Consider the following 11,413-nt stretch of genomic DNA (forward strand, 5'->3'; position numbering starts at 1 on the left):
CGTCGTGCGGGAAGGGCAGCTTCAAGAAACAACTGACCGCGGCCGGTTTCCAGCTCAAGGGCACCGGCTGGTACGTCACCGATTTCCGCAACGGGGGTTCGTCTGCTTCCACGTCCACGGCAAGCAAGCCGGCTGCGGCCGAAAGCAGCTGCGCCACCGGCGGTTGCGCCGCCAATGCCGGCAGCACGACGTCGGCAGCATAACCGCGACCAAGGCGACCACGGCGACCACCACCACCGAGCACGCTCCAAGCCCTAGAACACCATGCGCAAATATTTCGTCACCGGCCTGCTGGTCCTGGTTCCCCTGGCGATCACCCTCTGGGTGCTGAACCTGATCATCGGCACGCTGGACCAGTCGGTCCTGCTGCTGCCCGCGCGCTGGCGGCCTGCAGTCCTGATCGGGCTGGATATCCCGGGGATGGGCGCACTCGTCACCGTGGTGTTCGTGTTCCTGGTCGGCGTGCTGACGAGGAACTTCATCGGCAAGCAGATCGTGCATGTGTGGGAGCGGCTGCTCAATCGCATTCCCATCGTCAGCTCGATCTACTCCAGCGTGAAGCAGGTGTCCGACACCCTGTTCTCCTCGTCGGGCAATGCGTTCCGCAAGGCGGTGCTGGTGCAGTATCCGCGCGAAGGTTCGTGGACCATCGCCTTCCTGACCGGCACGCCCGGCGGCGACGTCAAGAACCATCTGGCCGGCGACTACATCAGTGTCTATGTGCCGACCACGCCGAATCCGACTTCCGGCTTCTTCCTGATGATGCCGCGTGCCGATGCCATCGAGCTCGACATGTCGGTCGACGAAGCCCTCAAGTACATCGTGTCGATGGGCGTCGTGGCGCCCGAATATGTCGTTCCCGCTTCGAAGAACCTGAAGGCCGTTCCTCCATCACTCTGACGACGGCGTTCAATCCCAGGACCCCGGTGGATGCAGGTACCGGGGTTATCACAAAGAATCTGAAACTGGAAATCCATCATGTCTATGCGAACTCACTATTGCGGCCTCACCACCGAGGCGCTTCTCGGCCAGACCGTCAGCCTGTGCGGCTGGGTGCACCGTCGCCGCGACCACGGCGGCGTGATCTTCATCGACCTGCGCGACCGCGAAGGGCTCGTGCAGGTAGTGTGCGATCCGGACCGCGCCGATGTCTTCAAGACCGCCGAAGCCGTGCGCAATGAATTCTGCGTTCGCATCAGCGGCATCGTGCGCAACCGTCCGGAAGGCACCACTAACGCTAACCTGAAGTCCGGCAAGATTGAAGTGCTGGCGCATGAGTTCGAAGTCCTGAACCCGTCCGTCACGCCGCCGTTCCAGCTCGACGACGACAACCTGTCCGAGACCACCCGCCTGACCCACCGCGTGCTCGACCTGCGCCGTCCGCAGATGCAGAACAACCTGCGCCTGCGCTACAAGGTCACGATGGAAGTGCGCAAGTTCCTCGACGCCAACGGCTTCATCGACATTGAAACGCCGATGCTGACCAAATCCACGCCGGAAGGCGCGCGCGACTACCTCGTGCCGTCCCGCGTGAACGCCGGCAACTTCTTCGCGCTGCCGCAGTCGCCGCAGCTGTTCAAGCAGCTGCTGATGGTCGCCAACTTCGACCGCTACTACCAGATCACCAAGTGCTTCCGCGACGAAGACCTGCGCGCCGACCGCCAGCCGGAATTCACCCAGATCGACTGCGAAACCTCGTTCATGAACGAGCAGGAAATCCGTGACCTGTTCGAAGGCATGATCCGCGGCGTGTTCAAGAACACGCTCGACATCGACCTGCCGAACCCGTTCCCGGTCATGCAGTATTCCGAAGCGATGGGCCTGTACGGTTCCGACAAGCCGGACATGCGCGTCAAGCTGCAGTTCACCGACCTCACCGCCGTCATGAAGGACGTGGACTTCAAGGTCTTCTCCGGTGCCGCCAACATGGAAGGCGGCCGCGTGGTCGGCCTGCGTGTGCCGGGCGGCGGCGCGATGCCCCGTTCCGAGATCGATGCGTACACCCAGTTTGTCGCCATCTACGGCGCCAAGGGCCTGGCCTACATCAAGGTCAATGAAAAAGCGAAGGGCCGCGACGGCCTGCAGTCGCCCATCGTGAAGAACATCCACGATGCCGCGCTGACCGCGATCATCGAGCAGACCGGCGCGCAGGACGGCGACCTGATCTTCTTCGGCGCCGACAAGGCGAAGGTCGTCAACGATGCGATCGGCGCGCTGCGCGTGAAGATCGGCCACAGCGATTTCGGCAAGAAGAACGGCCTGTTCGAAGACACCTGGAAGCCGCTGTGGGTGATCGACTTCCCGATGTTCGAGTACGACGAGGAAGGCCAGCGCTACGTCGCTGCCCACCACCCGTTCACCTCGCCCAAGGATGGCCACGAAGACCTGCTGGAAACCGATCCGGGCAAGGCGCTGGCCAAGGCCTACGACATGGTGCTCAACGGCTGGGAACTGGGCGGCGGCTCGGTCCGTATCCACCGCGCCGACGTGCAGAGCAAGGTGTTCCGCGCACTGAAGATCGGCGCGGAAGAGGCGCAGTTGAAGTTCGGCTTCCTGCTGGACGCGCTGCAGTACGGCGCTCCGCCGCACGGCGGCCTGGCCTTCGGCCTCGACCGTATCGTCACCATGATGACCGGCGCCGAATCGATCCGCGACGTGATCGCTTTCCCGAAGACCCAGCGCGCACAGTGTCTGCTGACCCAGGCGCCGTCGGAAGTCGACGAGAAGCAGCTGCGCGAGCTGCACATCCGCCTGCGCAACGTGGAGCCCGCGGTCAAGGCTTGATGCACGTGCAAACGGCAGGGAAGGGCGCGGGATCCGGATCCCGCGCCCTTTTTTGTTTGTCGGGTATCATCTCCGTGCACTTGTCCAGCCGCCGGCCATGAACAAACCCTACAAGATTCCCGAATCCGTCCTGGTCGTCATCCATACGGCCGATCTCGATGTCCTGCTGATCGAGCGCGCCGACAAGCCGGGCTACTGGCAATCGGTGACCGGCTCGAAGGATACGCCCGACGAAGCGCTTACCGACACGGCGGTGCGCGAAGTGTTCGAGGAGACCGGCATCGTCGTCTCGGACCATCCCGGCGCGGCCGGGTGCACCGTCCCGGTGCATAACCTGCGCGACTGGCATCTCTCGAACGTGTACGAAATCTATCCCGTCTGGCGTCACCGCTACGCACCGGGCGTAACCAGGAATACCGAACATGTTTTCGGCCTGCTGGTGCCGCGCGACATTCCGGTCACGCTGGCGCCGCGCGAGCACATCGATTACCTCTGGCTGCCTTACCGGGAGGCGGCGGACAAGTGCTTCTCGCCCTCGAATGCGGAAGCTGTCCTGCAACTGCCGAAATATCTCGGACTGTCCTGAAACTTATCCCCGGACAAGCTTCTCAGAATCTGTGTTCTCACAACGAAAGGGCGCCTTCCGCACCTGTTGCACAGCGTCTAGAATGAATCCATGAAACTACGCATCGCCACTTACAACATCCATAAAGGCGTCAGCTCCCTGCGCAGCATGCCGCGCATCCACGCGCTGAAACAGGCGCTTGCCTCGATGGAGGCCGACATCCTGTTCCTGCAGGAAGTGCAGGGCAGGCATGACAAGTACGCCATGAAGCATGCGGCGCTGTGGCCGGAGCAGGCGCAGCATCATTTCCTTGCCGGCGAATCGCACCAGGCGGTGTACGGCATGAACGCGGTCTATGACCACGGCCATCACGGCAATGCCTTGCTCAGCCGGTATCCTGTCCTTTCTTCCAGCAACCGCGACGTCTCGGATCACGCCTACGAATCGCGCGGCATCTTGCATTGCGTGGTGCAGACGCCTGCCGGCGACCTGCACTGCTACGTGATCCACCTCGGCCTTTTCGCGCGCAGCCGCAAGCGCCAGACCGAGGCGCTGATCGAAGCAGTCAGCACTTCCTCGCCTCCCGGTGCGCCGCTGATCATTGCCGGCGACTTCAACGACTGGACCAACCAGCTCAGCGACAGCCTGCGCAATGCCCTTGGCGTCATCGAGGTGTTCGATGAAGACCTGCCTTCGCGCGGATTCGGCACCTACCTGCGCAGCCTGAGTGGGCGCGGTCCGAAGCTGAAGCCGGCGCGCACCTTTCCGGCGGCGCTGCCGTGGCTGCGGCTGGACCGGATTTACGTCCGCGGTTTCCAGATCGAGAGTGCGCAAGTCCTGCACGGCCCGAACTGGGCAAAGCTGTCGGACCACGCGCCCATCGTGGCGTCGCTGCACATGAAATCGCAGGTACTCGCGGCTGCCATGTAAAATTGGCCGTCATTCTCCCTGGAGTGTGCTTCCGGTTATGCGTCCGGTAACGTTTACCGCCCACAATCACGTCACGCTTCTCCATTGCGGCGCCGAGTTCTTTCCGGCGCTGATCGGCGCGATCGACGCTGCACGCTTCGAAGTCTATCTCGAGACCTACATCTTCACGCTCGACACGACCGGCGAAGCGGTCAAGGACGCGCTGGTCCGCGCCGCGGCGCGAGGCGTCATCGTCAACGTCATCACCGACTGGCTGGGCACCGGGCACCGGCCATCGGTCATCCTCAACCACCTGCTCTCGGAAGGCGGCGTGCATCACCGCGTATTCAACGCCTGGTTCAAGCGCGGCGTCGCCCGCTCGCACCGCAAGATCTGCGTGGTCGACCGGCAGGTCGCCTTCCTCGGCGGCCTCAACATCAACCACGATTACATTTCCGACGACGGCTTCAGCCAGCCGCTGCCGGCGCCCCGCTGGGACATCGCCGTGCGCGTTCGCGGCCCGCTGGTGGGGGCGATCTACCGCGACGTGCAATCACAATGGATGATGCTCAAGGGGCTCAGCCTGCGGCACCGCTGGGAACTGTTCATGGAACGACGCAGGACCGGGCACACGATCGGCGAAGGCCCGGCGCTGGCGGCCTACGTGGTGCGCGACAACCTGCGCAACCGGCGCACCATCCAGAAGACTTACCTCAAGGCCTTGGGCGGCGCGCGCAGGACTGCCATGCTCGCCAATCCCTACTTCGCCCCCGGGCGCAAGCTGCGCGATGGGCTGGCGGCTGCGGCAGCGCGCGGCGTCCAGGTCACGCTGCTGATCGGCGTCGGCCAGTTCCGCATCCAGGATGCGGTCGCGCATTCCTTCTATCCGAAGCTCCTCAAGAGCGGTGTGCGGATCGTCGAGTACCGCAAGACCCAGCTGCACGGCAAGGTCGCGGTGATCGACGATGAATGGTCAACGGTCGGTTCCAGCAACTGGGTTGGCCTGAGCCTGCTGATCAACCACGAAGCGAACGTGGTGGTGAAGGATGCGGAATTCACCCGCATGCTGCGCGCCAAGATCGAAGACGCGATCGCCGAAGGCGTGCCGGTGCGGATGGAGGATTTCATCAACATTCCCTGGTATGAGCGCGCCTGGTACGGCGCCGCCTCCATGCTCTACAAGGGCATCTTGCGCATCGTCACCCTCGGCCGGTATACCGAGTAGTTTGCCAGGCCCGGGCAAGGGTCTTCGCGCCTTCACGTATCTGAGCAGGCGTCAGCGCACTGTAGCCCATCACGAAGCCGTTCTTCTTTTCCTCACCGAGGTAAAGCCGCGACAGGAGCGGCAGCTCGATCCCGGCGTCTGCAGCCATCCCTGCGAGACGCTTGTCCGAGAGGCGCTGGTCCGCGAGCAGGCAGGCGGCCTGCAACCCGCCCTGCGCCGGTTGCGGCTCCAGCATGCCGCCGAGGTGGCGTTCGACTTCCTCCATGAAGATGTCGCGCCGCGCGCGGTACAGCTCGCGCATGCGGCGCACATGCGCCATGAAATGCCCCTCCTGCATGAAGTCCGCCAGCACGGCTTGCAGGAAGGGCGAGGTGTGGCCGTCGGCCTGGGTGCGGGCCGTGACGAAGGCCGGCGCCATCGATCCCGGCACCACCAGGTAAGCGATGCGCAGTCCCGGGAACATGACCTTGGAGAAGGTGCCCACGTACAGCACGCGCTCATGCCGGTCCAGTCCGTGGATCGCGGAAAGCGGACGGCTGTCGTAGTGGAATTCGCTGTCGTAATCATCCTCGACGATCCAGGCGCCGGCCTGCCGCGCCCACGCGAGCAGCTGCAGGCGGCGCGGCAGGCTCAGGCTCATGCCGAGCGGATACTGATGGGACGGCGTCACATAAGCAAGTCGGGCGCGCGGCTGCATGCGCAGCGCCGCGTCCACCCGCATGCCCTCGGCATCGACCGGCACCGGAACGATCTTTGCCCCTGCGCCGGCGAACGCCGCCTGTGCGCCGCGGTATCCCGGGTCTTCCATCCACACCGGATCGCCACCATCCAGCATCATCATCGCGACCAGGCCGAGCGCCTGCTGAGAGCTGGTAAGGATGATCACCTGGCCGGCATCGCAATCCACGCCGCGCGACAGCGACAGGTATTGCGCGATGGCTTCGCGTAATGCCGGCAGGCCCTGCGGGTCGCCGTACATCATCCAGGCGGCGGCATCCTGCCGCGCATGCCGGGCCGTCAATTTTTGCCATGTGTTGACGGGAAAGGATTCCAGCGCGGGCATGCCGGCGGAGAAGGCGCGGGCCGCCCGGGCATCAATGCAGCTCCCGGTTTCCGCGATCTGCGCGCCGCGCTTCGAGAATGCCAGGTGTCCCGGCAGCTGCCGTTGTCCGCGGTCCTTGCGCCGGGGCGGTCCGGCACTCACGAAGCTGCCGCTGCCGACCCCGCGCCGCAGGTAGCCTTCGTCTTCCAGCTGCGCGTAAGCGGCTTCGGCGGTGCTGCGCGAGATGGCGAGGTCGGCGGCCAGCGTGCGCGTGGACGGCAGGCGGTCGCCCACCTGCAGCGTGGCATCGAGGATCGCGGAACGGATGGCGCGGTACACCCGCAGGGAGAGGGCGCCGGGCTGGCCGCTGTTCTGCTCCAGCAGGGTCAGCAGGACACCGGACAGGGCGCGGTTGGCGGTCTTCATAATGGTCTGCTATAAGCGCTTGAAATGGTCTGTTTTGGCAAACCATTCAACGATACCATCCATTCTGTCAATCCGATCACTTGCAATGGGAAGGGATGCAAGATGCAAGCGCAGCTCCAGCACTATCTCGACAAACTGGCGTATGAAACCGATTCCTCGGACCTGAAGGCGGCACTGGCGGCCAACGAGAACATCGTCGTGATCGATGCACGTTCTCCGGCTGCGTACGCCGTCGAGCATATTCCCGGCGCCATCAATGTACCGCACCGTACGATGAGCGAGGAAACCACGCGCCACATCGACCGCAACGCCGTGGTGGTGACTTACTGCGACGGCATCGGCTGCAATGCCTCCACCAAGGGCGCGCTGAACATGACGCGCCTGGGATTCAAGGTCAAGGAACTGATGGGCGGGCTCGACTGGTGGAAGCGCGACGGCTATCCGACCGCCGGGGAGCAGGGCAGCCAGGGCGACAGCGAGATCCTCTGCGGCTGCTAAGCGCTATGCCGGAGCAAGCTCGCGCGCTTCCGACATGATCCATTCGCAGAAGGCCTTCACCGCCGGCCTTGCCTCGGCATCCGGCAGGCGCAGCAGGTGGAAGCGGTAAGGGCCGAGCACGCGTTGCGGAAACAGCCGCACCAGCCTGCCGCTGCGCAAGTCTTCCTCGATGAAAGCTTCGGCCGCGATCGCTACGCCCTGGCCGTTGGCGGCTGCTTCGAGCGTGAGGTAGGTGTGCGAAAAGCTCGGACGGGCGGGGCCGGTGTAACTGACGCCGAAAGCCTGCAGCCAGCGCGCCCAGCTCACCTCGTCGGGGATGCGCATCTCCACTTCGTCGTGCAGCAGCGGATAGCGCAGCAGGTCGGCCGGCGTGCGCAGGTCGGGCGCGCGGGCCTTGAAGGCCGGGCTGCACACGGCCGAGAACCATTCCTCCATCAGCACATCCGACTTCAACCCGGGATAGGGACCGCTGCCGAGGCGAATCGCCACATCCACGCCTTCGCGCGCGAAGTCCGCGGGATGCAGCGAGGCCAGTACGCGCATGTCGATGTCGGGATGCTGTTCGCGCAGGCGGCCCAGGCGAGGCATCAGCCAGCGGGCAACCAGCGAGGGCACGGAGGTGACGGTAACCACCCGTTCATCGCCATGCCGTTTCACCGCTTCCGAGGCTTCCGCGAGACTGTTCAGCAAGGGGCGCAAGGCTTCCGCGTATTGCCGGCCGGCGGGCGTGAGCGCGACGCCGCGCGGCAGCCGCTGGAAGAGGGTGACGCCCAGCCAGTTCTCCAGCTGTTTCACCTGGTGCGCGACCGCGCCGGCGGAAACATGCAATTCCTCCCCCGCGCTCTGAAAGCCGCCATGGCGGGCGGCAGCCTCGAACGCGCGGACGGCGGGCAGCGGCGGCAGTCGGTTTGGGGTCATGGCTCAATATTATTGGGGCTATCCGTCAAGAATATTGATTTGTAGCCCCAAGGGCAAGGAAATACACTGGCTTTACCCTCAATCCATTTTGCTCTTTCCGCCATGACGCTTTCCCGCCGCGCTGCCATTGCCCTCGTGCTGCTTTCTGCCCTCGGATTCGGCAGCATGGCGCTCTTTGCGAAAGTGGCATACGCCTCCGGCCTCACGCCGAGCATGCTGCTGACGCTGCGTTTCGTGCTGGCGGTCGCCATGCTCGCGCCGCTGGTCTGGCTCAAGCGGCTGCGGCTGCCGCGGGGCAGGGCGTTGGCCGGTTTTGCCCTGATGGGCGCGCTCTATACCGCCCAGTCGCAGAGTTATTTCACCGCCCTCATGCACGCCAGCAGCGGCCTCGTCGGGCTGCTCCTGTACGTTTACCCGGTGCTGGTCACACTGCTGGCGGTCGCCTTCGGCTGGGAAAAGCTGGACCGCCGCACATTTGCCCTGCTGGCGCTGGCCATCGGCGGCATGGCGGTGATGCTGGGCGGCGATCTGCAAGGCTCGCCGCTGGGCATCACGCTGGGCCTGATGGCGGCCGGCATCTATGCGGTGTACATCATGATCGGCGGCCGGCTCACGCAAGGCACCGACCCGCTCGCGGCGACCCTGGTCGTGATGGTTGCCGCCGCCCTCGGCAACGGGGCGATCGCAGTCGCCCGCGGCTCGGCCTTGCCTGCGGATGCCACGACCTGGCTCGCCATCCTTGCCATCGCCTTCGCCTCGCTGGTGGCGGTTGCCAGCTTCCTGGTCGGCATCAAGGCGATTGGCGCATCACAAGCGTCCATCATTTCCACGCTCGAGCCTGTCATCACGCTCTGCCTCGGCATCGCGCTGCTGGGCGAGTCGGCCAGCGCCGGCCAACTGATCGGCGGCGCCATGGTGCTGTCGGCGGTCGTCCTGCTGGCGCGGAAGCCCGGGCAGGAGGCCGTTCCCTCATCGACGCAGTGCAGGCAGGCGGCTACCTGAGCGCGCCCATCCGTGGCAAGATGACTGCTCGTCACACTTGCCAGGGAATGCAATGAATCCAGTCACGATGATCCTCGGTGCGGCCGTATTCGCGTTCGGCCTCTATACCGTCATCCTCCGCCGCACCGCGCCGCACAAGCTGTCGAGGCTGCAGGCGATGCGCGATCTGTTCGGCGACAAGACCGGCGACAAGGTGCACCTGTTCGCCTATGCCGTCACCCCGCTGCTGTGCGGCGCCGTCTTCCTGTTCGCCGGCAGCCGCGGCGTTTCCGTGTTCTGACCGGGCGCTATACTGAAAGTCTGCCCTTCGTCCCACGGAGCTGACATGCAATCTGTGCATTTCGACCCCGAACTGCTGGACATCCTGCGCAGCGCCCGCCATGTCGCGGCGTTCACCGGGGCCGGCGTGTCGGCGGAAAGCGGGATCCCCACCTTCCGCGACGCCCAGACCGGCCTGTGGGCAAAATATCGCGCGGAAGACCTGGCCACCCCCGAAGCCTTCCGCCGCGACCCGGCCACCGTCTGGAACTGGTACGCGTGGCGGCGCGAACTGATGCGCGAGGTCAAGCCTAACCCCGGCCATCTTGCGATCGCCGCGCTGGAGCGCCTCGTGCCGCGCGTCACGGTGATCACCCAGAATGTCGACGGGCTGCACGCGCGGGCCGGCAGCACGGAGGTCATCGAATTGCACGGCAACATCTGGCACAACCTGTGCGTCGACTGCCGCACGCCTGCGCCGGAAGAGGCGCTGGGCGATGGTGCGCCGCCGGCCTGCCCGCACTGCGGCGGACATATCCGCCCCGGCGTCGTGTGGTTCGGCGAATCGCTCCCTGCCGCCGCATGGACACGCGCCGCCGAGGTGCTTGAAACGGCCGACGTGTTTTTCTGCATCGGCACCTCCAGTCTGGTCGAGCCGGCCGCCAGCCTGCCGCGGCATGCGCGCTCGTGCGGACGCACTGTGATCCAGGTCAACCCGGAAGCCACCGGGCATGATGAGATTGCGCAGTACATTTTGCGCGGGAAGTCGGGCGAGGTGCTGCCCGCGCTGCTGAAGGCCGCATGGCCGCACGTCGGCTGATCGCGTCTTCCTTTAAGGGGATTCTTCCATGCAAAACGATGAGCAGGCGATCAGGGCGCTGGTCGATGAATGGCAGACCGCTTCGGCGGAAGGCAACCTGCAGCGGCTCGGCGAGCTGATGGCGGAAGATGTCGTGTTCCTGGCCCCGGGGCATGCGCCGATGCGCGGCCGGCAAGCTTTCATGGATGCGTTTCGCGAGGGCATGAAGCATTACCGCATCGAATCGGAAGGCGAGATCAAGGAATTGCAGATCACCGACGACCTCGCCTATTGCTGGACTCACCTCACCGTCACCGTCACCCCGCACCGCGAAGGCCTGCCGATGCGCCGTTCGGGCAATGCACTGTCCATCCTGCGCAAGCGCCCCGAGGCCGGCTGGGTCATCGTGCGCGACGCCAACATGCTGTCACCCGAACCCGTCTCCATGCTCGCCTGATCTGCGGAACTTTCCCGCATCCCGTTCCTCCTTCCTGCTGTCGTCTTCCACTTCAATACAGGAGGCATCATGGACGTCCAGGAACAGACTTTCGGCGAGCTGAAAAAAGTCGCGGATCTCGTCGACGAAATCAAGTTCGCCATGCTGACCACGGAGGAGCCCGACGGGACCCTGCGCAGCCGGCCGATGGCAACGATGCAGATGGATGCCGCCGGCAACCTGTGGTTCTTCACTGCATTCTCATCTCCCAAGGTTGAAGAAACGGAACAGCACCACCAGGTCAACCTCAGCTATGCGCGCACCGACAAGCAGGACTACCTGTCGATTTCCGGCACCTGCGAAGTCGTGCGCGACAAGGACAAGATGCGCGCCTTGTGGTCGCCGTGGATCAAGCCCTGGTTCCCGCAGGGGCTGGATGATCCCGATCTTGTGCTCCTGAAAGTCACCGTCACCGAAGCGGAATACTGGCTTGCACCGGGCAGCGCCGCGGTGCGCCTGTACGGCCTCGCCAAGGGCATGTTGACCGGGAA

Annotated in this window: 14 protein-coding genes; 12 read left to right on the forward strand and 2 right to left on the reverse strand. The window is 64.7% G+C overall.

The window, feature by feature from the left end; all coding sequences use genetic code 11:
• The 6 genes from VFF99_RS18375 to VFF99_RS18400 form a co-directional block, all read left to right on the forward strand.
• Positions 1–203, forward strand: a 203-nt coding sequence (locus VFF99_RS18375; RefSeq protein ID WP_414691558.1) for an FmdB family zinc ribbon protein, incomplete at its 5' end; no start/stop codon positions are given.
• Positions 204–264: 61 nt separating this feature from the next.
• Positions 265–900 carry a DUF502 domain-containing protein gene (locus VFF99_RS18380; protein ID WP_325020372.1) on the forward strand — a complete coding sequence of 212 codons (636 nt, stop codon included), beginning with the start codon at positions 265–267 and terminating at the stop codon, positions 898–900.
• 78 nt (positions 901–978) lie between these two features.
• Positions 979–2,784, forward strand: a complete 1,806-nt coding sequence (gene aspS / locus VFF99_RS18385) for an aspartate--tRNA ligase (RefSeq protein ID WP_325020373.1) — start codon at positions 979–981, stop codon at positions 2,782–2,784.
• Between the two features lie 97 nt (positions 2,785–2,881).
• A complete protein-coding gene (gene nudB, locus VFF99_RS18390; RefSeq protein WP_325020374.1) occupies positions 2,882–3,370 on the forward strand; it encodes a dihydroneopterin triphosphate diphosphatase in 489 nt (162 codons plus the stop codon).
• 90 nt (positions 3,371–3,460) lie between these two features.
• Entirely contained in the window at positions 3,461–4,279 is an 819-nt protein-coding gene (locus tag VFF99_RS18395; protein WP_325020375.1) for an endonuclease/exonuclease/phosphatase family protein, read from the forward strand.
• Between the two features lie 37 nt (positions 4,280–4,316).
• Entirely contained in the window at positions 4,317–5,483 is a 1,167-nt protein-coding gene (locus VFF99_RS18400) for a phospholipase D-like domain-containing protein (protein WP_325020376.1), read from the forward strand.
• On the opposite strand, the gene VFF99_RS18405 is transcribed toward VFF99_RS18400, so the two are convergent.
• The gene (locus VFF99_RS18405) at positions 5,458–6,951 is read right to left on the reverse strand and encodes a PLP-dependent aminotransferase family protein (RefSeq protein WP_325020377.1); all 1,494 of its coding nucleotides are present in this window, start codon (positions 6,949–6,951) and stop codon (positions 5,458–5,460) included. The genes VFF99_RS18400 and VFF99_RS18405 overlap by 26 nt on opposite strands.
• A 102-nt stretch (positions 6,952–7,053) precedes the next feature.
• Here VFF99_RS18405 and VFF99_RS18410 point away from each other — a divergent pair, with 102 nt between their 5' ends.
• Positions 7,054–7,449: a rhodanese-like domain-containing protein gene (locus VFF99_RS18410; protein ID WP_325020378.1), complete on the forward strand. Its 396-nt coding sequence runs from the start codon at positions 7,054–7,056 to the stop codon at positions 7,447–7,449.
• A 3-nt stretch (positions 7,450–7,452) separates the two neighbouring features.
• Here the strand turns inward: VFF99_RS18410 and gcvA are convergent, their stop codons facing one another.
• Positions 7,453–8,367, reverse strand: coding sequence for a transcriptional regulator GcvA (gcvA, locus tag VFF99_RS18415; RefSeq protein WP_325020379.1), 915 nt, complete (start codon positions 8,365–8,367; stop codon positions 7,453–7,455).
• A 102-nt stretch (positions 8,368–8,469) separates the two neighbouring features.
• Between gcvA and VFF99_RS18420 the strand changes: the two genes are divergently transcribed.
• The 5 genes from VFF99_RS18420 to VFF99_RS18440 form a co-directional block, all read left to right on the forward strand.
• Positions 8,470–9,369 (forward strand): DMT family transporter, encoded by a 900-nt coding sequence (locus tag VFF99_RS18420; protein ID WP_325020380.1) that lies wholly within the window; start codon positions 8,470–8,472, stop codon positions 9,367–9,369.
• A 52-nt stretch (positions 9,370–9,421) separates the two neighbouring features.
• Positions 9,422–9,649 carry a hypothetical protein gene (locus VFF99_RS18425; RefSeq protein WP_325020381.1) on the forward strand — a complete coding sequence of 76 codons (228 nt, stop codon included), beginning with the start codon at positions 9,422–9,424 and terminating at the stop codon, positions 9,647–9,649.
• Positions 9,650–9,694: 45 nt separating this feature from the next.
• Complete coding sequence (locus VFF99_RS18430) at positions 9,695–10,447, forward strand: NAD-dependent deacylase (protein ID WP_325020382.1); 753 nt, start codon at positions 9,695–9,697, stop codon at positions 10,445–10,447.
• Between the two features lie 28 nt (positions 10,448–10,475).
• A complete protein-coding gene (locus VFF99_RS18435) occupies positions 10,476–10,883 on the forward strand; it encodes an SgcJ/EcaC family oxidoreductase (protein WP_325020383.1) in 408 nt (135 codons plus the stop codon).
• 69 nt (positions 10,884–10,952) lie between these two features.
• Positions 10,953–11,413, forward strand: a 461-nt coding sequence (locus tag VFF99_RS18440) for a pyridoxamine 5'-phosphate oxidase family protein (RefSeq protein ID WP_325020384.1), incomplete at its 3' end; no start/stop codon positions are given.

Source organism: Noviherbaspirillum sp. (assembly GCF_035654295.1).
Taxonomy (GTDB): domain Bacteria; phylum Pseudomonadota; class Gammaproteobacteria; order Burkholderiales; family Burkholderiaceae_D; genus Noviherbaspirillum.